21 protein-coding genes are annotated in these 22,507 nt (G+C 74.3%); 10 read left to right on the top strand and 11 right to left on the bottom strand.

Annotated features, from left to right (window positions below):
- Positions 1–89: 89 nt before the first annotated feature.
- From ACFVHB_RS04470 to ACFVHB_RS04460, 3 genes are all read left to right on the top strand, one after another.
- On the top strand, positions 90–878 hold the full coding sequence (locus tag ACFVHB_RS04470) for an ATP-binding cassette domain-containing protein (RefSeq protein WP_360200183.1): 789 nt from the start codon (positions 90–92) through the stop codon (positions 876–878).
- A complete protein-coding gene (locus ACFVHB_RS04465) occupies positions 875–2,161 on the top strand; it encodes a sugar ABC transporter permease (protein WP_380314917.1) in 1,287 nt (428 codons plus the stop codon). Before ACFVHB_RS04470 ends, ACFVHB_RS04465 begins: the two co-directional genes overlap by 4 nt.
- Positions 2,162–2,338: 177 nt before the next feature.
- Entirely contained in the window at positions 2,339–2,575 is a 237-nt protein-coding gene (locus ACFVHB_RS04460) for a hypothetical protein (protein WP_380314914.1), read from the top strand.
- Positions 2,576–2,723: 148 nt separating this feature from the next.
- On the opposite strand, the gene ACFVHB_RS04455 is transcribed toward ACFVHB_RS04460, so the two are convergent.
- Both ACFVHB_RS04455 and ACFVHB_RS04450 read right to left on the bottom strand, forming a co-directional pair.
- Entirely contained in the window at positions 2,724–3,605 is an 882-nt protein-coding gene (locus ACFVHB_RS04455) for a Rieske 2Fe-2S domain-containing protein (protein WP_380314911.1), read from the bottom strand.
- A 102-nt stretch (positions 3,606–3,707) separates the two neighbouring features.
- Complete coding sequence (locus ACFVHB_RS04450; protein WP_380314908.1) at positions 3,708–4,991, bottom strand: MFS transporter; 1,284 nt, start codon at positions 4,989–4,991, stop codon at positions 3,708–3,710.
- A 253-nt stretch (positions 4,992–5,244) separates the two neighbouring features.
- On the opposite strand from ACFVHB_RS04450, the gene ACFVHB_RS04445 reads away from it, so the two are divergent.
- Positions 5,245–5,925 (top strand): TetR/AcrR family transcriptional regulator C-terminal domain-containing protein, encoded by a 681-nt coding sequence (locus tag ACFVHB_RS04445; protein WP_380314905.1) that lies wholly within the window; start codon positions 5,245–5,247, stop codon positions 5,923–5,925.
- A 383-nt stretch (positions 5,926–6,308) separates the two neighbouring features.
- Positions 6,309–7,742 (top strand): pyridoxal-phosphate dependent enzyme, encoded by a 1,434-nt coding sequence (locus ACFVHB_RS04440; RefSeq protein ID WP_380314902.1) that lies wholly within the window; start codon positions 6,309–6,311, stop codon positions 7,740–7,742.
- Between the two features lie 36 nt (positions 7,743–7,778).
- Here ACFVHB_RS04440 and ACFVHB_RS04435 read toward each other — a convergent pair whose 3' ends face one another.
- A complete protein-coding gene (locus tag ACFVHB_RS04435; protein WP_380314899.1) occupies positions 7,779–8,165 on the bottom strand; it encodes a hypothetical protein in 387 nt (128 codons plus the stop codon).
- Between the two features lie 327 nt (positions 8,166–8,492).
- Positions 8,493–9,371 (bottom strand): N-acetylmuramic acid 6-phosphate etherase, encoded by an 879-nt coding sequence (gene murQ / locus ACFVHB_RS04430; RefSeq protein WP_380314896.1) that lies wholly within the window; start codon positions 9,369–9,371, stop codon positions 8,493–8,495.
- 270 nt (positions 9,372–9,641) lie between these two features.
- On the opposite strand from murQ, the gene ACFVHB_RS04425 reads away from it, so the two are divergent.
- Positions 9,642–10,295, top strand: coding sequence for an endonuclease (locus ACFVHB_RS04425; RefSeq protein ID WP_380314893.1), 654 nt, complete (start codon positions 9,642–9,644; stop codon positions 10,293–10,295).
- Positions 10,296–10,416: 121 nt separating this feature from the next.
- Here ACFVHB_RS04425 and ACFVHB_RS04420 read toward each other — a convergent pair whose 3' ends face one another.
- Entirely contained in the window at positions 10,417–11,097 is a 681-nt protein-coding gene (locus tag ACFVHB_RS04420; protein ID WP_380314890.1) for a DUF6445 family protein, read from the bottom strand.
- 122 nt (positions 11,098–11,219) lie between these two features.
- The gene (locus ACFVHB_RS04415) at positions 11,220–11,864 is read right to left on the bottom strand and encodes a TetR/AcrR family transcriptional regulator (RefSeq protein WP_380314887.1); all 645 of its coding nucleotides are present in this window, start codon (positions 11,862–11,864) and stop codon (positions 11,220–11,222) included.
- A gap of 195 nt (positions 11,865–12,059) precedes the next feature.
- Here ACFVHB_RS04415 and ACFVHB_RS04410 point away from each other — a divergent pair, with 195 nt between their 5' ends.
- Both ACFVHB_RS04410 and mca read left to right on the top strand, forming a co-directional pair.
- Entirely contained in the window at positions 12,060–13,550 is a 1,491-nt protein-coding gene (locus tag ACFVHB_RS04410; RefSeq protein ID WP_380314884.1) for an MDR family MFS transporter, read from the top strand.
- 81 nt (positions 13,551–13,631) lie between these two features.
- Complete coding sequence (mca, locus tag ACFVHB_RS04405) at positions 13,632–14,513, top strand: mycothiol conjugate amidase Mca (RefSeq protein ID WP_380314881.1); 882 nt, start codon at positions 13,632–13,634, stop codon at positions 14,511–14,513.
- Positions 14,514–14,686: 173 nt separating this feature from the next.
- Here the strand turns inward: mca and ACFVHB_RS04400 are convergent, their stop codons facing one another.
- Both ACFVHB_RS04400 and ACFVHB_RS04395 read right to left on the bottom strand, forming a co-directional pair.
- The gene (locus tag ACFVHB_RS04400; RefSeq protein WP_380315186.1) at positions 14,687–16,240 is read right to left on the bottom strand and encodes a PHB depolymerase family esterase; all 1,554 of its coding nucleotides are present in this window, start codon (positions 16,238–16,240) and stop codon (positions 14,687–14,689) included.
- 220 nt (positions 16,241–16,460) lie between these two features.
- Positions 16,461–16,607, bottom strand: coding sequence for a hypothetical protein (locus ACFVHB_RS04395; RefSeq protein WP_380314878.1), 147 nt, complete (start codon positions 16,605–16,607; stop codon positions 16,461–16,463).
- Between the two features lie 209 nt (positions 16,608–16,816).
- Here ACFVHB_RS04395 and ACFVHB_RS04390 point away from each other — a divergent pair, with 209 nt between their 5' ends.
- The gene (locus ACFVHB_RS04390; RefSeq protein ID WP_380314876.1) at positions 16,817–17,572 is read left to right on the top strand and encodes a hypothetical protein; all 756 of its coding nucleotides are present in this window, start codon (positions 16,817–16,819) and stop codon (positions 17,570–17,572) included.
- Positions 17,573–17,677: 105 nt separating this feature from the next.
- Here ACFVHB_RS04390 and ACFVHB_RS04385 read toward each other — a convergent pair whose 3' ends face one another.
- Entirely contained in the window at positions 17,678–18,676 is a 999-nt protein-coding gene (locus ACFVHB_RS04385) for a YdcF family protein (RefSeq protein WP_380314873.1), read from the bottom strand.
- 30 nt (positions 18,677–18,706) lie between these two features.
- Positions 18,707–19,996: an MFS transporter gene (locus tag ACFVHB_RS04380; protein ID WP_380314870.1), complete on the bottom strand. Its 1,290-nt coding sequence runs from the start codon at positions 19,994–19,996 to the stop codon at positions 18,707–18,709.
- Positions 19,997–20,279: 283 nt separating this feature from the next.
- On the opposite strand from ACFVHB_RS04380, the gene ACFVHB_RS04375 reads away from it, so the two are divergent.
- On the top strand, positions 20,280–20,765 hold the full coding sequence (locus ACFVHB_RS04375; RefSeq protein ID WP_380315183.1) for a MarR family winged helix-turn-helix transcriptional regulator: 486 nt from the start codon (positions 20,280–20,282) through the stop codon (positions 20,763–20,765).
- A gap of 92 nt (positions 20,766–20,857) precedes the next feature.
- Here ACFVHB_RS04375 and ACFVHB_RS04370 read toward each other — a convergent pair whose 3' ends face one another.
- Positions 20,858–22,429: a lipase family alpha/beta hydrolase gene (locus ACFVHB_RS04370; RefSeq protein WP_380314867.1), complete on the bottom strand. Its 1,572-nt coding sequence runs from the start codon at positions 22,427–22,429 to the stop codon at positions 20,858–20,860.
- Positions 22,430–22,507: the final 78 nt, after the last annotated feature.

The following is a 22,507-nucleotide window of genomic DNA, read 5'->3' as shown; positions in this document are numbered from 1 at the left end:
GTTCCGGCGCTCCCCACCACCCCCGGGGAGCGCCGGCCCGCCGTGCCCTGCGCGGACCCCCTCCCACCCCACGCACTACCCCGCAGGAGATGGTTCACGTGACAGGCGCACCCGTACTGGCGCTGCGCGAGGTCTCCAAGCGCTTCGGCGCCGTGCAGGCACTCACCGACGTCGACCTCGACGTCCACGCCGGCGAAGTCGTCGCGCTGGTCGGCGACAACGGCGCCGGCAAGTCGACCCTGGTCAAGACGATCGCCGGCGTCCACCCGATCGACGAGGGCACCATCAGCTGGGAGGGCCGCCCCGTGCGGATCGGCCGCCCCCAGGACGCCCAGGCACTCGGCGTCGCCACCGTCTACCAGGACCTCGCGCTCTGCGACAACCTCGACGTCGTCGCCAACCTCTTCCTCGGCCGTGAGCTGCGCCGCCACGGCACGCTGGACGAGGTCGCCATGGAACGGCGTGCCAAGGAACTGCTGGACACCCTGTCGATCCGGATCCCCAGCGTGCGGATCCCGATCGCCGCGCTCTCCGGCGGCCAGCGCCAGGTCGTCGCCATCGCCCGCGCCCTGGTCGGCGACCCGAAGATCGTCATCCTCGACGAGCCGACCGCCGCCCTCGGCGTCGAGCAGACCGCCCAGGTCCTCGACCTGGTCGAGCGGCTGCGCGAGCGGGGCCTCGGCGTGATCCTGATCAGCCACAACATGGCGGACGTCAAGGCGGTCGCCGACACCGTCGCCGTCCTGCGCCTGGGCCGCAACAACGGGACCTTCCCGGTTGCCGGCACCTCGCACGAGGAGATCATCTCCGCCATCACCGGCGCCACCGACAACGCCGTCACCCGGCGCCAGGCACGCATCGCGGAGGAAGCGAAGTGAGCACCAGTCAGACCACCCCCAGCCCGGCCGCCGGCACCCCGGCCGACGCCCCGGCCGCCCCGGCGACCGACCCCCGGCTGCTGGTCCGCCAGGGCGGCGTGGCCGGATACGTGGAGGAGTTCCGCCGCAAGATCAAGAGCGGCGACCTCGGCTCGCTGCCGGTCGTCATCGGCCTGATCCTGATCGCGGTCATCTTCCAGAGCGTCACCGGCCACTTCCTGCAGGCCGACAACCTCACCAACATCACCAAGTGGATCGCCGGACCGGGCCTGATCGCAGTCGGCGTCGTCTTCGTGCTGCTGCTCGGCGAGATCGACCTCTCGCTCGGCTCCATCGCCGGCGTCTGCGCCGCCGTCACCTCCGTCCTGGCCGTGCGCGAAGGCCTCAACGAGGGCCTGGCGATCCTGCTCGCCCTCGCCACCGCCGTCGCCATGGGCGCCCTGCACGGCTTCTTCTTCGCCAAGATCGGCGTGCCCGCCTTCGTCGTCACCCTGGCCGGCATGCTCGCCTGGAGCGGCCTGCAGGACTACGTGCTCGGCAAGCTCGGCACCGTCAACAACATCAACGACGGCGTCGTCGCCAACCTCGACACCTACTTCCTCGGCGACGGCGACATCCTCTTCGCCTGGCTGCTCGCCTTCCTCGCCATCGGCCTCTTCCTGGCCGGACAGCTGCTGGACGCCCGCCGCCGCACCGCCGCCGGCCTGCCCGCCCGCAGCACCAGCGAGATCGCGCTGCGCACCGGCGCCCTCGCCGTGCTCGCCCTGGTCGGCGCCTACATGCTCAACCAGGACCGCGGCCTGCCGCTGCCCCTGGTGATCCTGCTGGGCGTGGTCGTGCTGACCGACTTCGTGCTGCGCCGCACCTCCTACGGCCGGCAGATCTTCGCCGTCGGCGGCGGCATCGAGGCCGCCCGCCGGGCGGGCATCAACGTCGCCCGGGTCCGCATCTCGGTGTTCATGATCTCGGCCGGCCTGGCCGGTCTGGGCGGTCTCTTCATCGCCTCCCAGCAGGGCTCCGCCGACAAGACGCTCGGCGGCGGCAACGTCCTGATGAGCGCCATCGCGGCGGCCGTCATCGGCGGCACCAGCCTCTTCGGCGGCCGCGGCAAGACCTGGTCGGCGCTGCTCGGCATCCTGGTCATCCAGTCGATCACCACCGGTCTGGACATGGTCCACGCCGCGCAGGCCATCCAGTACATGATCACCGGCGCCGTGCTGCTCGCCGCCGTCGTGCTCGACTCGGTCTCGCGCCGCACCCAGAAGTCCTCCGGACGCGGCTGACGCCACCCCCTCGATACCCCCTCGCACGGCCCGGTACCCGCCCACGGGTACCGGGCCGTGCGCGTTCCCGGGACGTTGGTCCCTGCCGGGCGGGCCGCCGGTTGCGCACCCTGGAGACGGGCCCGCCGGTCCGCGGAGGCCGGCGGCGCGAACCGAGTGCGTGGAGGACCGCCGTCCATGTCCGCCGAGACGATCGTGCACCGATTGGTCGACGCCTTCTTCACGCACTGCCACGAGTGCGAGGAGCCGCGCGACCCGGAGTGCCATCCCCGGGCCCACTGGCGGCTCTACCTCGACCTCGACCCGGAGACGCTCGGGCGGATCCGGGAATGGGCGCTCGACCCGGCCGCCCGCGTCGGCACCGAGGCCGAGCGCACCGTGCTGTTGCACTGGCTCGACGCCCAGGGGGCGTGAACCGGGGACGGCGGGTCGGTGACGGCGGGGTCGGTGACGCCGCGCTGGTTCGGCCCGCCACGGGCCGGGAACCGTACGCCGCCGCCGACGCGGACGCGGACGCCGCGCTGGGCCGCTCCTGCGCCACGGGTCGGTGCCGCCCCGCGGGTCACCCCGCGCCGGGGAACCGGACCTCCAGGTGGCCGGCGATCACCCGGGTCTCGAAGACCGGCTGCGGGGCCGTGGCCGGCCCGTGCACGACCTCGCCGTCCCGCAGGCGGAACTCGCTGCCGTGCCACGGGCACCGCAGGCAGCCGTCGACCACCGCGCCCTCGGCGAGCGGACCGGAGAGGTGGGCGCAGCGCTCGGCGAGCACGGCGAACCCGTCGGCGCTCCGCACCACCACCACGCCCAGCCCGCCGGCCGTCCGGCGGGTCGGGACGCCGTTCGCGAAGTCCGCCACCGGGCCCAGGCCGACCCAGTCGGCGGGCGCCAGCCGCGGCACCGCGGCCGCGCGGTTCGGCCCGGCCGCCAGCCGGTAGGAGAGGTGGCCGCCGAGCGCCGCGCCCGCCGAGACGGCGGTCAGCCCGGCCCACCCGAGCAGCCGCCCGCGCATCCGGTGCCCGCGGCCGCGGGCCAGCAGCGACCCCGTGTACAGCACGACACCGGTGGTGTTGGCCACGGCGTGCACCAGGCCGGTGCGGCGGCGCGGCGGGTCGAGTTTCGCCCAGTCCACCCAGCCGGCCAGTGCCGCGGGCCCGACCGCGACCAGTCCGGCCGCGACCAGGGCGCCCGAGGCCCGCCGTTGGCCGGTGGCGTCGAGCAGGCCGGCCGACAGCCAGCAGCCCATCGGCACCTGTACCAGTGCCGGGTGCAGCGGGTGCCCGAGCCAGACCCCGTGCAGGACGTCCCGGTACGGACCGAGCGGCAGCGCGGTGACGGCGTCGTGCAGCGGTCCGGCGGGCGCGTCCAGGAAGCTCCACGAGGCGGGCGCGTCGAGGGCGGCGCGCAGCCGCCGGGACCAGGGGGAGGTGTGCGTGATGATGTCCATGCCGGGCGGCTAGCCGCTGACCGCGCGCCCAAACGTCCGCCTCGCGGGGCACCGGGAATGGGCGGCGCGCAGGCGGGTAGACGCCAGCGGGAGCGCGGGGTTTCAGGCGACTCCCTCCGGCGCGCCGGCCTCCGCCGGTCGGTTCGGGTCCGCCGCGCGGGTCGCCGCCACGTGCGGGTCGGTGCGCCGGTCGTAGCGCCACAGGGCGGGCAGGGCGGCGGCGAGCACCCCGGTGGAGGCGAGGCAGAGCAGGCCGCCGGAGCGGAGCGCGGCCCGGAGGCCGTCGCGGGCGGCGAACCCGCCGGCCCGGACGTCCCCGAGGGCCGGGCCGGCCGAGCCGACCAGCACTTCGAGCCCGGCCGTGCGGCCGCGCAGCTCGTCGGGGACGGACTGGTTCCACATCGCGGTGCGGAAGGTGTCGCCGACCCAGCCGGCCGCGCCCGCTGCCGCCAGACAGACCAGCAGGGCCCACACGTTCCGGCACAGGGCCGCCGCGACCATCGCGGCGCCGATCAGGGCGCCGGAGAGCAGGACCGGCCGGCCGTGCCGCGCCACCCGCTCGGTCCAGCCGCCGGTCGCGGCGGCCAGCAGCCCGCCCGCCGCGCCGGCCGTGTAGAGCAGCCCGAGCGCCCACCGCGCGTCCAGCTCGCCGGCGAGGAAGGGGAGGAGCGCCGTCGGCAGGGCGAACACGGTGGCCGCCAGGTCGACCAGGTGGGTGCCGACCAGTTCGGGCCGCCGCGCGGTGTACCGCACGCCCTCGGTGAACGCGCGCAGGTGCGGCACCTCGGCGTCGCGGGCCGACGGGACCGGGCGGACCGCGGCGAGCAGGGCGACCGAGACCAGGAAGGTCGCCAGGTCGACCAGGTACGCGACCGGTACGCCCGCGGTGGCGATCACCACGCCTGCGGCGGCCGGTCCGGCCAGCCCGGCGATGTTCCAGCGCAGTGAGAGCAGCGACCCCGCGGCGAGCAGCTGCTCGTGCGGTACCAGCCGCGGGACCACCGCCTCCACCGAGGGCTGTTGGAGCCCGTGGACCGCGGCCGCGCAGCCGGCGGCGGCGTAGAGCGGCCAGAGCATCGGCGTGCCGAGCAGCGCGTTGGCCAGCAGCAGTGCGCTCAGCCCGGCCAGCCCGAGCTCCGTCACCAGGGCGACGGTCCGCCGGTCGGCCCGGTCGGCGAGCACCCCGCCGTAGAGGCCGAACACGATCGTCGGGACCAGCTCCACGGCCCCGACCGCCCCGACGGCCAGCGGCGAGCCGGTGAGGTCGGCGATCTGCAGCGGGATCGCGGTCATGGTGAAGACCGAGCCCAGCAGGGTGACGGCCCCGGAGGTCCACAGCAGCCGGAAGTCGCGGGAGGACCGCCAAGGAGTGGTGTTGGGCAGCAAGCGGGTCGCCGTCCGACGGGTCGCCGTCAGCCGGGACACCGCCCGACGGGTCGCCGTCAGCCGGGACACCGCCCGCCGGGACCGGAGGCGGCCCCGGCGGGGGCTCGTCCGAGTACTCATCGGGGGATCGACTCCGTTCGTCCTTATCGCTGATAAATTCCGAGGAGGGAACTTAGCAGCGATAAGGTGGGCGGCCAAGCGATGAACAACGAAGCCGAGGCGACGGCGAACGCGGACAGGAGGGCCGGAGGGCATGGCACTGCAACGCGACGAGGTGGTCCGCACCGCCCTGCGCCTGCTCAACGAGGTCGGCATCGACGGACTCACCACCCGCCGCCTCGCGCGGGAGCTCGGTGTCCAGTCCCCGGCGCTGTACTGGCACTTCAAGAGCAAGCGGGAACTGCTCGACCTGATGGCGGAGGCCATGCTGGCCGAAGCCCTCCCGCCCGACCGCGCCCCCACGCCCGAGGAGTGGCCCGCCTGGATCGCCGCGGACGCCCGGGCCAAGCGCCACGCCCTGCTCGCCTACCGCGACGGTGCCCGCGTCCACGCCGGCACGCTGCCCACGGTGGACGAACTCCCCGCCGTCGAGGCCCAGGTGGGCGCGCTCTGCCGCGCCGGACTCCGCCCGCGGACCGCCCTGCGGCTGCTGCTCACCGTCGACCGCTACGTGATGGGCTGGGTCGCCGAGGAGCAGGCCTGGCGCCAGGATGCCGACCACCGCACCCAACCGGCCTTCCCCGACGAGGCGTTGGCCGGGCTGCCGCTGCTGCGCGAGGCCGCCGACGTCCTGCGGATGACCGACCACGACGCCGACTTCGAGTACGGGCTGCGCGTCCTGATCGAGGGCTTCCGCGGCGCGATCGCGGGGGAGGCCGCCGGGGAGGGGCCGGTGGGGGGTGCCGCCGAGGGGGCGGGGGAGCCTTCGGGGTGACGCGTTGCCGTGTCGACGTGTCGAGGTGTCGATGGGGCGACGCATCGGGGGTGAAAGTCTCGGCTGTGAGCGTGTTGGCTGTGAGCGTGTCGGCTGTGGGCGCGGAGGCGCGCGTGCGCGCTGGGCCCGGCGTGCGCTCCGGACCTGGCGCCCGGCCAGGGCCCGGTACGCGGTCCGGGCCCGGTGCGCGGTCCGGGTCCGGCGCGTGGTCCGGGTCCGGCGCGCGGCCGAGTCCGGGGGCGGTCGGGCCGGTGAGCACGCCGTCCCCCTTGCGCGGGGTGATCCCCGGGGGAGAAGCTCGATCGGCGCCCGCCGCGGCCGGTCCGGCCGACTGGGCGTCACCGCCCTGCCGACAGCCCTGCCCAGCCCCGGAAGGAGCCGCGATGGCGGTCCACGACTCGGTGGTCGACGCGATCGGCGGGACGCCGCTGTTCCGGCTCTCCCGGCTCGGCGCCGGGCTCGCGGCTCCCGTCTACGCCAAGGCGGAGTTCCTCAGCATCGGCGGCAGCGTGAAGGACCGCGCCGCCCTCTCGATGGTGCTGGCCGCCGAACGCGGCGGCCTGCTGCGGCCCGGCGGCACGATCATCGAGGCCACCTCCGGCAACACCGGGATCGGCCTGACGATCGTCGGCCGCCGACGCGGCTACCGCGTCATCGCCGGGGTGTCCGACCGCTCGGCGCCGGAGAAGTCCGACATCCTGCGGGCCTACGGCGCGGAGGTGGTGGTGGCACCCACCGCCGTGCCCATCGAGCACCCGGACCACCTCTTCCAGGTGGTACGCCGGCTCGCCGCCCAGATCCCCGGCGCCTGGCTCGCCGACCAGTACGACAACCCCGCCAACCCGGACGCGCACGTGCGCACCACCGGCCCGGAGCTCTGGGGGCAGACCGGCGGCCGGATCACCCACTTCGTCGCGGGCGTGGGCACCGGCGGCACCATCAGCGGCACCGGCGCCCACCTCAAGCAGGCCTCCGGGGGCGCCGTCACCGTGGTCGGCGCCGACCCGGAATCCTCCCTCTACGGCGGCGGGGACGGCAGCCCCTACTTCGTCGAGAGCATCGGCCACTTCCTCCACCCCGGGACGGAGGAGGACCGCTGGCCGGTCTCCTTCCACCGCGACGTGGTCGACCGCTTCGAACGGATCCCGGACCGGGAGTCCCTGCTGACCGCCCGTCGGCTGGCGCGCGAGGAGGGCCTGCTGGCCGGCCCGTCGTCGGGCACCGCCGTGGCGGCGGCCCTCCGGGTCGCCCGCGACCTCGGTCCGCAGGACCTCGTCGTCGTGCTGCTCCCCGACTCCGGCCGCTCCTACCTCTCCAAGCTCTACAACGACGACTGGCTGCGCCGCTGGGGCTTCCTGGAGGAGCCGCGCACCGCCGCGGGCGCCGAGCCGACCGCCGCGGGCGCCGAGGCGACCGTCCGGTCCGTCCTGGCGGGCTCCGGACCCGGCGGCGCTCCCGGCCGGCTGCCCGTGGTCGGCTCCGACGCGACGCTCGCCGAGGCGCTCGCCGTGCTGCGCGGTGTGCCCGGCGGCGTCGCCCCCGTGGTGCTGGCCCGCCCGGCCCGTCCGTACGGGATCAGCGCCACGGAGGTGCTCGGTTCGGTGTCGGCGGCAGCCGTCGACCGCGCGCTGGCCGGCGGCCACGCGAAGCCCGGGGGCCCGGTGACGGCACTGCTCGGCCCGGCGCTCCCGACGGTCGGCATCGGCGAGCCGCTCTCGTCCGCCCGGGCGGTCCTCGGCCCCGACCACCACGCCGCCCTGGTCCTGCTCGACGGCCGCGCCGCCGGCCTCGTCCACCGGACGGAACTCGGCGGCTGAAACCGGGCGTTCACCCCGGCCGCTGTTCGGGGCGGCTCAGGCCTCGCGCCCGCGCGCCGCCGACAACTGCTGGTCCGTCGGCCCGTGGTGGGAGGTGGCGGACAGCATCGGTGCGGTGTGCCGCTCGGGTCGGTACGTGGCCGGCTCGGTGATCCGGCTCCGCGGTGTGGTCTCCTCGGCGGGCACGAGCGGTACGAGCCGACGGGCGGCGAGGTGGCCGACCCAGTGCCGGTGGCACTCCGGGCAGGCCCGGGCGCCGTCCGGCACGTACGGGGAGGCGACGGGGATGCCGTCGAGGGAGAAGTACTCCCAGTCGGTGCCGTCCTCGTCGCGCACGTGCTGCACGTCGTAGTCCGAACTCCATTGGTGCCAGCAGTGGCCGCAGGTGAACTCGACCCGCTCCACGGCAAGTTCGGTGATCATCTCCGACTCCTTCCGGTGTCGGTGCTGCGATGTCCCGCTGGGGCGATGTGTTGCTGTGCCGATGTGCTGCTGCTGTGCTCTGGTGTCTGCGGCGTTGGCTCGGGTGGGCGCCGCCGGAGGGGTGCTCACGTGGTGCGGCAGCAGGGTCGGCTTGGCGGCGGGCGGTCGCCCCCGGCGTCGGCGCGTATTCCCACCCACCTGGTTCGTATACCTCGGTGGCTCCGTGATGACAAGACCCGGCCGGTCGGCGGGCGTGCGGAACCGGCGTCCTCCCCGGCGTCCTCCCCGGTGGGCATGTGCGGCGGGCCTGTGCGGCGGGCCTGCACGTCAGGTCTGCCGCCCCACGGATTCCAGCGCCTCGCGGAGCCGCCCGGCCGAGGCGGCGAGCAGCCGTTCGGCCGTCGGGGCGTCCACTCCGGCGAGGACGACCAGGATCGCGTCCTTCGCCCGGCCGCCGGTCGCGGCCAGCGCGGACCGGACGGTGACCTCGTCGGCGCCGGTGGCCTCCGCGACGATCCTGCGCGCCCGCGCGCGGAGCTTCTCGTTGCCCGCCCTGACGTCGACCATCAGATTTCCGTACGTCTTGCCGAGCCGGACCATGACGGCCGTCGAGATCAGGTTCAGCACCAGCTTCTGCGCCGTCCCCGCCTTGAGCCGCGTCGAGCCCGCCACCACCTCGGCGCCGACCTCCACCTCGATGCCCAGCTCGGCCGCGGCCACCAGCGCCGAGCCCCGGGCGCAGGCCAGCCCGACGGTCAGCGCCCCGGCCGCGCGGGCCTGCCGGACGGCGGCCACCGTGTACGGAGTCCTGCCCGACGCCGAGACGCCCACCACGCTGTCCGCCGGCGTGAGCGCGAGCGCCGCCAGGTCGGCGACGGCGAGCTCCGACCGGTCCTCGGCTCCCTCGACCGCGCTGACCAGGGCCGGCGGCCCGCCGGCGATCAGGGCCACCACCTGTCCCGGTGCGGTGGCGAAGGTCGGCGGGCACTCGCTCGCGTCCAGCACCCCTAGCCGTCCCGCCGTCCCCGCGCCCGCGTACACCAGCCGGCCGCCCCGCTCCATCCGCTCGGCGACGGCGTCGACCACGACCGCGATCGCCGCCAGCCGGCCGCCGACCACCTCGGCGACGGTGCGGTCCTCGGCGTTCATCAGCCGCAGCAGGTCGAGGGTCGGCAGCCGGTCGATCCCGGCCCATTCCGCGCGCACCGCCTCCGTCGCGGGTACGGACGCCGGTGGTGCGGATGTCGGTGGTGCGGACGCCGGTGGTGCTGATGGCGGTGGTGCTGATGGCGGTGGCGCGGGCGCCGGTGGTGCGGACGCCGGTGGTGCTGATGTCGGTGGTGCGGATGTCGGCGGTGCGGATGCTGCCGGTGGGGGCGTCGGGGGTGCAGTGCGGGGGTCGTTGTCCATGCCGCCCTCCTCCCCGAGCATGACCGGCGCGAACCGGGGCATGCGCCCAGGAGAGGGAGGCGTGCCATGAATCACGAGCGGACCGTCGCTGCCCTGCTGGAGCGGTACGGACAGACCTATGCGGAGGAGGCGGGCATCACGCTGCGCGACACCCCCGCGCCGCTCTACCAGCTGCTCGTCCTGACGGTGCTCTGCTCGATCAGGATCAGCGCCGCGACCGCCGTCGCCGCCGCCCGGGAGCTCTTCGCCGCGGGAATGCGCACCCCGCGGGCGATGACCGAGGCCTCCTGGCAGGCCCGGGTGGACGCGCTCGGTCGCGCCCACTACGTCCGGTACGACGAGAGCACCGCTACCGCGCTCGGCCGCGGCGCCGACCTGCTGCTCGACCGGTGGCACGGCGATCTCCGGCGGCTGCGCGACGAGGCCGACGGTGACCGCGACCGGGTGATGGAGCTGCTCCGTGAGTTCCCCAGGATCGGGCCGGTCGGGGCGCGGATCTTCTGCCGGGAGGCCCAGGCGGTCTGGCCCGGCCTGCGGCCCTTCGTCGACGAGCGCGCGTGCGGCGCGGCTGCGGACCTCGGTCTGCCGCACACCGCCGAGGGCCTCGCGGCCCTCGTGCGTCCCGACGAGCTGGCCCGGCTCGCGGCCGCGCTGACCCGGGCAGGTCTGGCGCACGCCGAGCCGCGGGAGCTGGTGGCGGCGCACGGAGAAACCGGCTGACCGGGTCTCTCCTGACCGGGTCTCTCCGTGCGCGCGCCTTTCGTGTTCGGCCTGTTCTGGGTCCGGGCGGCTCCAGGGTTCTGATGCGGGCGGGTCCCGGGGCTGCCCTGGTTGCCCCGGCTCAGGCCATCCAGAAGAAGACGGCCGTCATCCGCCGCTCCTCCAGCGTGACGCCGGAGTAGGCGGTGGCGCTGTGGATCAGGTTGGCGTGGTACAGGAGCAGCCGGTTGTAGCGGTTGGGGACGCGGACGTCCTCGGTGAACGCGTCGCCGGGAACACGGCGGGTGCCGAGCGCCTCGACCAGGTTGTTGTGGGGCGCGTTGACCAGGTTGCCGCCGAGGCGGCCGCCGGGGAACTGCTGGCGGTAGAAGCTGGTGCCGGCGTCCTTGGGGGCGCCGGGGGAGAGGTAGAGCACGGCGGCGTAGCGGCACAGCGCCCGCGAGTCGGTGTGCGGCCGGGAGTCGGACTCCCCGGCGCCGACGAGCTGCACGCAGTTGTGGTTGAGGGTGCCGCCGCCGGGCGTTTTCTGCACCCAGAGTGCGGAGGCGCCGGTCGACTTGCGGACCAGGGCCTCCACCCGGGCCAGCTCGTCCGGTTCCAGGCCGGGCATGGTGCGCAGGCCGGGCCAGGCCTCGGGCCGGTACGGGTAGCCCTCGGTCCAGTCGCCGCGGGCGAGCACGCGCTCGCGGACGGCGTCGGGGTCGGGCAGGACGTCGTCCAGCACCCAGTAGTCCCGGCCGGGGGTGGGTTTGCGGTAGGGCAGGACCGGTAGGGCGGTCCGCCCGGGGGGTTGTGCGGGCATGCGCCGACCTTAGGGGCGGAGCCCACCAACGTTCTGCCGTGAGCAGGTCAACCTTTCGTCAAGCGTCTTCTGGGCGCTCACCCGGCTGTTCCGGAGGCGCGCCCAGTCGGATTGACGAGGGCTCACGGCGACGGGCGGACCGCGTACCCGCCGAGGGAGCCCTCCAGTTGGTCGAAGGCGCGGACCGCGGCCGCGCGGACGGCGTCGGATATCTTCTCGTGCTCCTCGCCCGCCAGGACGCGGCGGAACACCTCGGCGAACAGCGTCCGGTGGACAGCGGCGAGCAGGGCGGCCGCGAGGCGGGCGGTGAGGTCGGCTGGCGGCGAGTCGGTGGCCTCGGCGAGCGCCGTGCCGAGCGCGTCCTCGCTCTGTTCGTGGATCTCGCGCAGGCGGGCGGCCAGCGCGGGGCTCTCGGTGATGGTCCGGGCGAAGTCCGCCCCGGCGAATCCGAGCGAGGGGTCGTGCCGGTCGATCGCCGCCAGGCACTCCCGGCGCAGCGCCGCCAGCGCGGACTCGCCGGGTGCGCGCCCGGCGACCGTCCGCGCGAGGCCGGAGACGAGCTCCTCGTGCCGGTCGAGGAAGAGGTCCTCCTTGCGCGGGAAGTGGTTGGTGACGGTCATCTTGGCCACCCCGGCGGCTGCCGCGACCTCGGCGATGGTGGTCCGGTCGAAGCCCTGCTCGATGAAGAGCCGGGTCGCGGCGTGCGAGATCGCCAAGCGGGTGCGGCGCTTGTTGAGTTCGCGCAGGTTCGGGGTGCCGTCGGTCATGGAGGTGATCCTAGCGCAGGTTCGCTGGGTCGAGCACAGGAATTAGGCTTGACCCAATCAGTGGGTCGGACCTAAGTTCTTCCTCGGCGGCCGGGGCGGTCGCCGGACTACGCATTCGTGCGGGTCCGTACGACTCCGTGCGCCTCCGTACGGGTCGGGACGACTCCGTACGACTCACGACCCAGGGAGGGGCCCATGGTCCGACCGGCCACCACGTCACACCTCGGCAGCACCGGCGGCAGCGGGAGTACCGGCAGTACCGGCAGCACCGGCCGGGCGGCCGGGGGGAGCCGGCGCGAACCGCTGCCGCCCGGGCTGCTCAGGATGGGTGCCGTCCTCGCGCTGGGCCCGGTGCTGGCCCAGCTCGACGCCACGATCGTCAGCGTCGGCATCGACCCCGTCGCCCGCGACCTGCACAGCTCGGTGGCCGCCGTCCAATGGGTGTCCATCGGCTACCTGCTCGCCATCTCGCTCGCCATGCCGCTCTCCGGCTGGGCGGCCGGTCGGTTCGGCGCGCGCCGGACGTGGCTGGTCTCGGTCGCGCTGTTCGTCGCCGGTTCCGCCCTGTGCGGGCTGGCCTGGTCGACCGGCAGCCTGATCGCCTTCCGGGTGTTGCAGGGGATCGGCGGCGGCATGATCCAGCCCCTCGGGCAGACGATCATGGTCCAGGCGGCCGGACCGTCCCGGATCGGCCGGGTGATGGGCACGCTGATGCTCCCGATCAGCCTGGCTCCGGTTCTCGGGCCGGTCCTCGGCGGCCTCGTCCTGGAGCACCTGGACTGGCGGTGGATGTTCCTGCTGAACGTCCCGGTCGGGCTGGTCACGCTGCTGCTCGCCGCCCTGACCGTTCCGGCGGACGCGGAGCGTCCGCACCCCCGCCCCCGGCTGGACGTCACCGGGCTCGCGCTGCTGTCACCCGGCCTGTCGGCCCTGGTCTACGGGCTCGCCACGATCGGCGGCGACGCGGGCTCCGGCAGCGGGGTGGCCGTCGCGCTCGGCTCCGCACTGCTGCTGGGGTACGGCGCGCACGCGCTGCGCGCCCCGCGCGAGGGCCGGCCGCCGCTGATCGACCTGCGGCTGTTCGCCCGGCGCGGCTTCTCGGTCGCCACCGCCAACTCCTTCCTGCAGGGTGCCGCGCTCTACAGCTCGATGTTCCTGGTGCCGCTGTACTACCAGCAGGTCCGGCACAGCGGCGCCGTCGAGGCGGGGCTGCTGCTGGCGCCGCAGGCGCTCGGCACGGCGGTCGCCTCACTGCTGGCCGGCCGGATCGCCGACCGCATGGCCCCGCGGCCGCTGATCCTGATCGGCATCGCGTGCTCGCTGCTCGGCACGCTCGCCTTCACCCGGCTCGGCTCCGGCTCCGGCCCCGCGGACGGTCTGCTGGCCGCGTCGCTGGCGCTGCGCGGCGCCGGCATGGGCATCATCGTCATCCCCGGGATGGCGGCGGTGTACAGCAGCGTGGAGCGGTCGCAGGTCCCGGCCGCCGCCGGCGCGGTCAACGTACTGAACCGGTTGGGCGGCGCGCTCGGCACCGCGCTCCTCACGCTCGCCCTCCAGCACTCGCTGGCCGGCCACCCGGCGCAGCCGGCCGCGGCCTTCGGCGACACCTTCTGGTGGGTCCTCGGCCTCTCCGCCCTCGCCGTCGCACCCGCCCTGCTCTACCCGGCCGGTCGCAAGCGCCCCTGACCCCGCTCAGCACAGCACCCGGCACGCACCCACCAGCCACGGGCGGTCGTCCCGGACCGCCTCCACCTCCCAGGGAGACCCGTGTTCACCAAGCACCCCGAGCTCCGCCTGCTCAGCGTCCACGCCCACCCCGACGACGAGTCCAGCAAGGGCGCGGCCACCCTCGCCCGGTACGCCGCCGACGGCGTCGACGTCATGGTCGCGACCTGCACCGGTGGTGAGCGCGGCTCCGTCCTCAACCCGGCGCTCGACCGCCCCGAGGTCCGGGCCGACCTGGCCAGGATCAGGCGGGCGGAGATGGCGGCCGCCCGCGAGATCCTCGGAGTCGGCCAGCGCTTCCTCGGCTTCACCGACTCCGGCCTTCCCGGCCCCGACGAACCGCTGCCCGAGGGCTGTTTCGCGCTCCAGCCGGTCGAGGCGGCCGCGGCACCCCTGGTCGCCCTGATCCGCGAGTTCCGCCCGCACGTCGTCGTCACCTACGACGAGACCGGCGGCTACCCGCACCCCGACCACGTGATGACCCACCAGGTCACCGTCGAGGCCTTCGAGGCGGCCGCCGACCCGGACCGCTACCCGGAGGCCGGCGCGCCCTGGCAGCCGGCCAAGCTCTACTACCACCTCGCGCTCTCCCGGGCCTGGTTCCAGACCCTGCACGACGCGATGACGGCGCAGGGCGTCGACTCGGCGATGGGCGAGCTGCTCGCCGACTGGCCGGACACCCCGCCCGCCCTCGCCACCACCACGCGGATCGCCTGCGCCGAGCAGTTCGCCGTACGCGACGCCGCGCTGCTGGCGCACGCCACCCAGATCGAGCCCGGGGCCGGGTTCATGGCGCACCCGCGGAGCATCGAGCGCGAGGTCTGGCCGACGGAGGACTACCACCTCGCCCGCAGCGTGGTCCCGACGGCGCTCCCCGAGGCCGACCTGTTCGCCGGCCTGCGCCCCGGGGAGGTGGGCGGATGAGGTGTCCCTGCCTCGCCGTCCCGGGCGGCGCCCCGTCCGGGACGGTCAGGCCGAGCGAGCCGGTCAGTCCGGTCAGCCCGGTCAACCCGGTCAGTCTGATCAGTCCGGGTAGTCCCGGCCGTCCGGTCGGGCCGGTCGGGATGGTCGGTTCGAGCGGTTCGGGCAGGTGGGTGTCAGCACTGTCCGTCGGCGAGGACGAAGTAGTCGGGACCGGTCTGCTTCAGGGTGTGGGTGGTGAAGGCGTTCCACAGGCCCATGCCCTGGCCCGAGCCCAGGGCGTACGTGAGGCCGGCGCGCTGGGTCGCCCGTCCCGCCTTCACCTGGTCGTAGTTGTCGTCCGTGAAGCACTGCGGCGCGCTGCCGGTGGTGCGCGCCGTCACCGCCGCCGAGCGGGCGCCCTCGACGCCCGCCGCGTCCACGGCCGCCACCGTGTAGCCGTAGGACGTCCCGGCGCTCAGCCCGGTGTCGGTGTACGAGGCGGCCACCGGGGCGGCCACCCCGACCCCGTCCCGGTACACCGCGTACGAGGCGGCCCCGGTGACGGCCTGCCAGGTGAGGGCGACCGAGTCCGGGCCGGCGGCGGTCGCGGTCAGCCCGGCGGGCGCGGGCAGCGCCGGGGTGGTCGGGCCGCCGCCGTCCAGGCCCCAGAACCGGGCGGTGTGGTAGCTGGAGCAGATCGTGTCGAGGAAGTAGCTGCCGGTGGCCCCGCACTGGTCGGTGCCCGGGCCCGGGTTGACCGCCAGCCCGTGGCGCATCCCGGCGACGGAGTAGAGCGCCACCGCGGGCCGGCCGTTCGCGTCGTCGTACACGTACTCGGTGGTGCCGCCCGGCAGGCTCCGGGTGGCGGACGCGCTCTGGCCGACGCCCCAGACGTCCGTCCACTGGTCGCGCAGCTCCGTCGCGTTCACCGGCCACACGGTGGTGTCGGCGGTGCCCTGCCAGATCGCCACCCGGGGCCACGGCCCGGCGTACCCCGGGTACGCCCGGCGGACCTTGTCACCCCACTGGGCGGGCGTGAGGCGCTGGTCGGAGTTCTGGCAGCCGGAGGCGGCACTCTGGGTGGTGGCGCAGTGCGCCGGCAGTCCGGAGTCGATCGCCCCGCCCGCGAACACCTCCGGGTAGTCGGCCAGCAGGTCGGCCGCCATCCCGCCGCCCGCCGAGAGACCGGTGACGAACACCCGGTGGCTGTCCGAGCCGTACAGCGACTCGGCCTTGGCGACCATCTCGACCACCGACGCGGCCTCGCCCGTGCCCCGGCTGTCCTTGCTCGCGTCGAACCAGCTGAAGCAGGAGAGGCTGTTGTTGGCCGCGCTGGTCTGCGGGAACACCACGGCGAAGCGGTACAGGTCGGCGAACTTGGTCCAGCCGGAGTCGCGGTAGTAGTCGGTCGCGGTCTGCACGCAGCCGTGCAGCGCGACCACCAGCGGCGCCCCCGTCGGCAGCCCCGCCGGGACGTACGCGTACATGGCCAGGTTGCCGGGGTTGCTGCCGAAGCCGGTGACCTGCTGGAACGTCCCGTTCGGCGCGTCATCGGTGGGAGCGGCGACCGCGGCGGCGGCGACCGGGGCGGTGGAGCCCGCCGCTGCGGGGGCGGCCGTGGCCGTGAGCGCCGCCGCGGCGAGCACCGCGGCGGCCGCTCGGCGCGCGGACCGCCGGCCGCGCCGGGGCGGGGTGGCACGCGGGGCCGTGGACGGGGAGGACGGGCCGGTGGCGGGCAGCACAGCCATGGAGGACTCCGGGGTGGGGGAGGAGTTCAACGGGACGCCGTGCAGCGTGGCGCGTCCGGCCGCCAGGAGGTATGTGACGGTCACCCGGCCTCCGGTCCTCCGTCATGGCCCGCAGCGCCATGGCCGGTGCCCCGGGGCCTGCCCGCCACCGCCGGACCCGGCCACCCTGCCCGGCGGGTCCCGTCAGGATCCGGTGCGGCCCGGCTCGCGGTCAGGAGGGTCAGTGGTAGTCGTCGGGGTGGCCCTGCATCCAGGCATTGAGCTTGTCGCGGGTGCTGATCAGCGAGGCCTGGTGCTTCCTGAGGTTCTCGAAGGACCGGTCGCCGCCGAGTTCGGTGTCGAGCTTCTTGATCAGGTCGATCGGCACCGGGAAGTGGCCGGGCCCCTTCGGATAGATCGTGCGCGTTCTCCAGTGCCACGCCCTGGCGGCCCTACGGGCATGGCGGTTGCTCAGCGTGTTCTGCGGTCGGCCGGGTCATTCCCGGCTGCCCCTGAGCCGCCTGCGATCACGGGCGTCCCGAATATCATGAAAAGAGCGAATTCATCACATGATGTGCGGATGATAGGAGCGGGGCCATGGACCTGCTGCCGATCGAGATCAAAGTCAACATCGAGGGCCGTGTCGACGACGCCCTGTCCGCCTTAGGCGGGCCGGAGGGTCAGGCTCTGAAGCGTCTCATCTATTTCGCGGAGGATCACCGCGCCGTCGCTGGCGGCTCCGGCGGCCGACTCCTGCTCGACAGCGGCGTGATCATCAGGATCCGCAGCGGCGACACTCCGGACGAGCTGACCGTCAAGCGGCGTCCAGTCCACAAGAAGGACCTGGTCGAACCGTTCACCCACCCCTTCGAGGAGACGTCGTTCGAGTACCGCGTCGAGGAGGACTGGTCGGGGGACCGCCACGTGCTGGCCGCCTCCGCCGTGGGCACCCATCCGCAGGGGTCGCTGCTGGGCGCGGTCGCGCCCGGAGCCGATGCCGCCGCGCCGCTCGACGACCGGCAGCGTCAGTTCCTCGCCGAATGCGCGCCGTCGGTGGAGCTCGACGGCCTCGTCGCCCTGGGCCCGATCGACTCGACGAAGTTCGACGACCTGCCGGTCGACGACCTCAAGGTCGACCTGGAGCACTGGGCGGTCGCCGGTCTGGACTTCCTCGAGGCGTCGATCCGGGTGAAGCCCAAGGACGACGAGGAGGCGGACGACTTCGAGGAGCGGGCCGAGCGCAAGCAGCGGAAGCTCGAATCGGCGCTGCGGGAACGCGGATTGACGATCTCGCAGCAGCTCGACAACAAGACCCGGCGCGTCATCACCGCCTTGACCGCCCGGAACCACTGAACGGGGTCCTCCTTACCCGCTCGGTCGTTCCCGTGGTCGTTCCCGTGGTCGTTCTCCGTGGTCGTTCCCCGTGGTCATTCCGCCTGGTCATGCCACCGGGCGTCCTCAGAGTGCGGCGAGCAGTCCGCACAGCGCGAGCAGGCCGCAGATGCCGAAGTTGATCAGCTTGTGGGAGAGGAACACCGCGGCGAACTCGCGGATGGTCGCGCTCGGCCAGTAGTAGGCGGCCGTCGGGGAGCCGAACACCTGGCCGTTGACGCCCGTCTTGCGGGCCATCAGGGCGGCGCGGAAGGCGTGGAAGTTGTTGGTGACGATGACGCACCGGTAGTCGGGGTTGGCCTGCTCCATGATCGCCTTGCTGAACAGCAGGTTCTCCTCGGTGGTGCGTGACCGGTCCTCGCGCTGGATCCGCTCCGCCGGGAATCCGCGCTCGATCAGGTGGTCGGCCATCGCGTGGGACTCCGGCAGCCTCTCGTCGGGTCCCTGGCCGCCCGAGGTGATCAGCACCGGGGGGTTCCCGCGCGCGGCCTGCTTCTCGTGGACCTCGCGGCCGCGGTCGAGCCGGCTGGCCAGCAGCGGTGGCACCCGCTCGCCGCCGATCAGGCCGGAGCCGAGCACCACGACGAAGTCCACGTCACGGCGAGGCCGGTGACGTCCGTAGAGGAAGGCGTAGCCGACGAAGCAGACGAACAGGAAGGAGACGTAGCCGACCACCAGTACGGCGGTGCCGGCGAGGATGCCCAGCCGGCGCGAGCCGGTGGCCACGGCCGCGACGAGCAGGACGAGTACGGCGAGGATGCCGAGACCCGCGAGCAGGGAGAGCAGGTTGGCCGGTCGCCGGCCCTCCTTGCGGATCATGGTCAGGCCGTTGGCTATCAGGAAGCCGATCAGCGCCAGCGTGCCGAGCGCCGGCAGCAGGATGATCGCGACCGCCGCCAGCTCGGCCACCAGGGTGGGTGCCTTGCGCAGTTCGGCCAGCAGCGCCAGGGCGAGGAGGGAGACGGCGATGCCCAGCAGCACGGCGTTGCTGAACTGACGGCGGTCGCGCAGGACGCCGATCCCGCACAGGACGAAGAAGAAGGCCGCTGGGGCATAGGCGATCATGCCCGTATCGTAGGGGCCCGGTCCGAGCGGTCAGCCGCGGGCCTCGGCCGTCTCTCCGGCCTCGGCGGCGTCCGCCCGTCGGTCGTCGTGCGCCCCGCTGCCGGCCGCTGGCTGTCCGTCACCGATCAGGGCCGGCCGGCCGACCCGGCGGATGCCGGGCACCGCCGCCGTGCCCGCGCACGCGAACGCGACGAGGGCGGCCGCGATCAGGAGCGGCGTCGTGCTGCCCCAGGCGTCGGCGGCCAGTGGCGCGAGCGCGTAGCCGAGCGGGGCCGCGGCCAGCGAGAGCAGCCAGTCGTAGGAAGTGACCCGGGCCAGCACCTGGGCGGGGAACTCCTGTTGCACGACGGTCTGCCAGACCGGGTTGAGGAAGCCGAGCCCGGTCATCGCCACCGTGTACGCGGCGACGGTGAGCGGGGCCGGGGCGGCGGTGGCGAGGGCGAGCAGCGGCAGCGCGTAGAGCGCGAGGCCGAGGTTGGCGACCAGGACCGGCCGGCCCGGCCGCACCCGGCCGGCGAGCAGTGACCCGGCCAGCACCCCGACCGCCCCGGCCTGGGTCATGGCGATCCAGACGCCGTCCCCGCCCAGCTCGCGGGAGGCGATCAGCGGGCCGAGCGTGAGCAGGACGGTGCTCGCGCCGTTCCACGCGGCGTGCGCGACCAGGCTGGTCCAGTACCAGTCGCGGGAGCGGATTTCGGTCCAGCCCTCGGTGAGGTCGGCGAAGAACGGGCGGCGCTCGGCGGGGGAGTGCCGGACGGTGAGCCGGGTCAGCAGCGCCGCGCTGACGGCGAACGAGAGGCCGTCCAGCACGAACGCCCAGCCGGCCCCCGCCGTGTACACCAGCACGCCGGCGAGCGCGGGGCCGCCGAGGCGCGCCGCGTTGCTGACGGAGGCGAGCAGCGCGTTGGCCCGCATCCGCAGCGGGCCCTCGACGGTGGCGGCGACCAGCGGGGTGGCGGTCGGCATGGCGAAGGCGGAGGCGGTGCCGCCGAGTGCCTCGGCCAGGGCGATGTGCAGCAGTCGGGGGTCGCCGCCGATCAGTTCGACGCCGACGAAGAGCTGCGCGGCGGCCCGGACCAGGTCGGTCACCAGCGCCACCACGCGGGGGTTGAAGCGGTCGCCGATCACCCCGCCGAGCGGGAGCAGCAGCAGCCGGGGCACCATCGTGCAGCCCAGGACCAGGGCGAGCGCGCCCGAGGAGCCGGTGGCCCGGGTGATGGCGATGGCCAGCGCGGCGGGGACGACGGCGTCGCCGAGGGTGGAGATGGTGCGGCCGACGAAGAGCAGCCGGAAGTCGCGGAGTCTCAGTGGGTGCGTCACGTCCCGGACTATATTTCGGCACCGAAATTTCGGCAACGAAATATTAGTCGGCGATCAAGGCGCCTAGACTCGTCCCATGGAGTACCCCGATCGTCGAGCTCACGAGTTGCCGGCCGGCCCGGCAGCCGAGCCGCGCAGCCGCTCGGGCGACGGCTCGGGCGACGGCTCGGGCGAGCGCCCCCGCAACGGCACGGACGACGGCACGGACGACGGCACGGGCACGGCACCGGCCCGGGAGCCGCGCGACTGGACCGACGGTCACGTCGAGCGCTGGCAGCCCGTCCTGCCGCACCTCGACCCGGACATCGAGGGCGCGGTCACCCGGATGAGCAAGCTCACCCGGCATCTGAGCCGGGTGCGGGAGCAGGGCGTCGCCGACTACGGCCTGCAGAAGCACGAGTTCGACACGCTCCACGAACTGGCCGGCCGCGGCGGCCGCGCCACCCCGTCCGAGCTGCGGGCCGACCTCAGCCTGGCGCCCGCCTCGGTGACCGGCCGTCTCGAAGCCCTGGAGCGCCGCGGGTTCATCCTCCGCACCCCCTCCACCGAGGACCGCCGCCGCGTCGACGTCGAGCTGACCGAGGCCGGCCGGGCGGCCTGGCACGAGGCCCTGGACGTGGTCGGCCGGGAGGAGCGCCGCCTGCTCGGCGTCCTGACGCCCGACGAACGCCGTCGGCTCTCCGGCCTGCTGCGCCGGGTCCTGCTGGCGGTCGAGACCCCCGCGCCCGCCCACGAGCCGGGCGGAGCGGGCGCGGCCTCGGCCTCCTAAGCCCGACGGCCCGAGGCCCCATTGGCCCCATGGCCCCATGTCCCCATGGCCCCAGGGCCCAGGGCGTCAGCGCGTCGGGGCGCGCCCGTCCGTCAGTTCCACCGGCTCACCGAGAGGCGGACGGCGGCCTGTCGGCCGAGGATCGGGGCGGCGGTGGCCGGGACGGGGAGGTGTCCGACCCACGAGTCGGCGGCGGGGTCGTCGTCGGGCAGCGGGTCCCCGTCGGGGCGGAGGTCCTTGATCGTGCCGGTGACCCGGGAGTTCCAGTGCGCCCAGGCGGCCGGACGCGGCCCGGAGGTGTCCACGTCGACGATCAGGCTGTCCGCGAAGTCGGCGGTCTTCTCCAGGTGGTCGCCGAAGCCGAAGAAGCCGTGGTGCTCGCGCAGCGAGAACACCCGCAGGTCGAGCGCGTAGCGCAGCGGGTCGCTCGCACCGGGTCGTGGCAGCGAGCTGGAGAGGAAGGTGGTCGCCAGCCGGACGGTCCCGTCGCCGTCCGGACCGGTCATGCCGCCGTCACCGTTCCCGGCGGGGTCGGAGAGCTGGACCGGGCACCAGTGCGGCGCCACCCGCTCGTGCATCGTCACCGGCAGCCCGCGCACCGAGAGCGTGACCTCGGCCTGCCAGGTGACGTCGGGATCGTCCGCAGGTAGGTCCAGCCCGACCAGGTCGGCGTTGACCCGGTAGTCGCCGAAGAGGAAGCGGCGCAGGTTCTGGTAGCCCTCCTCGGAGTTGACCAGCCCGTACCGCCCGCTGTGGCTGCGGTGGACGAAGGCCTGCTCGGCACCGGTGACCTGGGCGTTCGCGATCTGGACCAGCCCGTCGCTGCGCGGTCCCACGGTCGCCGCCGAGGCCCCGTGGGCCACGTCGTAGTCGCTCGGGTCGGTGCCCACGAGGCAGAAGACCCGCTCCAGCGGGAAGCCGCCGGCCGCGGATTCGGCCGGACCGGTGCCGTCGTCGTCCGGCATGTCGACGGCCCGCCAGCCGTCGGGCGGCCCGTGCGGGTCGAGCCGAGCCGCGGGTGTGAGGTACTGGTACATCCGGTCCGGCCCGAAGACGTCCGAGCCGTTGATGTTGAGGGTGTCGCGCAACGTCTCCGGCATGCCGAAGCCGACGTCGAAGGTGATGCCGCCGTGCGGCGTTCCGTAGGTGAACAGCTTCGAGACGTACTCGCTGGCGCGGCGCCCCGGGCGTTGGTCCGGGATCGTCTTCTGCAGCAGGCAGCGGCAGATCAGCCCGCCCATCGAGTGGGCGATCAGGTGGACGCGCGGCGCGCCGGTCTTGGCCCGGAGCTTCTCGATCAGGGTCAGCAGGTCGGCGGCGGCCGCCTCCAGGTCGAACTGCCTGGGCTTGGCCCCCCAGGTGCCGGAGCAGAGGTCGTAGAAGCGGTGGATCCAGATGCTGTCCGGCGGGATGTCGTCGTGCGTCTCCAGGTACGTCCCCTGGCCGCCCTCGACGAAGATGTGGTAGCCCTCGTCCAGGTGCAGGCGGAGTAAGGGACTCTCGAACTGGTAGAAGACGGGGGAGTCCTCGCGCCCGACGCGGATGTGCGTCGAGCCTTCGTTGAATCCGTAGAACGGATCCGTGACGGCCTTCTCGATCCCCGAGGTGCCCCCGGCGTAACCCCGGACGTAGATGATCGGGAGCCTGGCGGACGGCGTGCTCATGGCCGGCCTGCCCTCTCCGCGGCCGGCACCGGCCGGCACCGGCCGACCCGTTGGCGTGGTCCTTCCTCCCTCCAGTGT

The organism is Kitasatospora sp. NPDC127111 (assembly GCF_042677465.1).
Lineage (GTDB): Bacteria > Actinomycetota > Actinomycetes > Streptomycetales > Streptomycetaceae > Kitasatospora.
The sequence above is the reverse complement of the archived record's forward strand: the minus strand, read 5'-3'. Positions and strand labels throughout refer to the sequence as shown.

Bases quoted from the DNA above. Each gene is read 5' to 3' on its own strand.
- ACFVHB_RS04425 (WP_380314893.1), top strand. From the start codon at position 9,642: ATGAATCACGAGCGGACCGTCGCTGCCCTGCTGGAGCGGTACGGACAG.
- ACFVHB_RS04410 (WP_380314884.1), top strand. From the start codon at position 12,060: ATGGTCCGACCGGCCACCACGTCACACCTCGGCAGCACCGGCGGCAGC.
- ACFVHB_RS04370 (WP_380314867.1), bottom strand. From the start codon at position 22,429: ATGAGCACGCCGTCCGCCAGGCTCCCGATCATCTACGTCCGGGGTTAC.
- ACFVHB_RS04415 (WP_380314887.1), bottom strand. From the start codon at position 11,864: ATGACCGACGGCACCCCGAACCTGCGCGAACTCAACAAGCGCCGCACC.
- ACFVHB_RS04470 (WP_360200183.1), top strand. From the start codon at position 90: ATGGTTCACGTGACAGGCGCACCCGTACTGGCGCTGCGCGAGGTCTCC.
- ACFVHB_RS04440 (WP_380314902.1), top strand. From the start codon at position 6,309: ATGGCGGTCCACGACTCGGTGGTCGACGCGATCGGCGGGACGCCGCTG.
- ACFVHB_RS04385 (WP_380314873.1), bottom strand. From the start codon at position 18,676: ATGATCGCCTATGCCCCAGCGGCCTTCTTCTTCGTCCTGTGCGGGATC.
- ACFVHB_RS04400 (WP_380315186.1), bottom strand. From the start codon at position 16,240: ATGGCTGTGCTGCCCGCCACCGGCCCGTCCTCCCCGTCCACGGCCCCG.
- ACFVHB_RS04455 (WP_380314911.1), bottom strand. From the start codon at position 3,605: ATGGACATCATCACGCACACCTCCCCCTGGTCCCGGCGGCTGCGCGCC.
- ACFVHB_RS04460 (WP_380314914.1), top strand. From the start codon at position 2,339: ATGTCCGCCGAGACGATCGTGCACCGATTGGTCGACGCCTTCTTCACG.
- ACFVHB_RS04420 (WP_380314890.1), bottom strand. From the start codon at position 11,097: ATGCCCGCACAACCCCCCGGGCGGACCGCCCTACCGGTCCTGCCCTAC.
- ACFVHB_RS04390 (WP_380314876.1), top strand. From the start codon at position 16,817: ATGGACCTGCTGCCGATCGAGATCAAAGTCAACATCGAGGGCCGTGTC.
- ACFVHB_RS04435 (WP_380314899.1), bottom strand. From the start codon at position 8,165: ATGATCACCGAACTTGCCGTGGAGCGGGTCGAGTTCACCTGCGGCCAC.
- ACFVHB_RS04445 (WP_380314905.1), top strand. From the start codon at position 5,245: ATGGCACTGCAACGCGACGAGGTGGTCCGCACCGCCCTGCGCCTGCTC.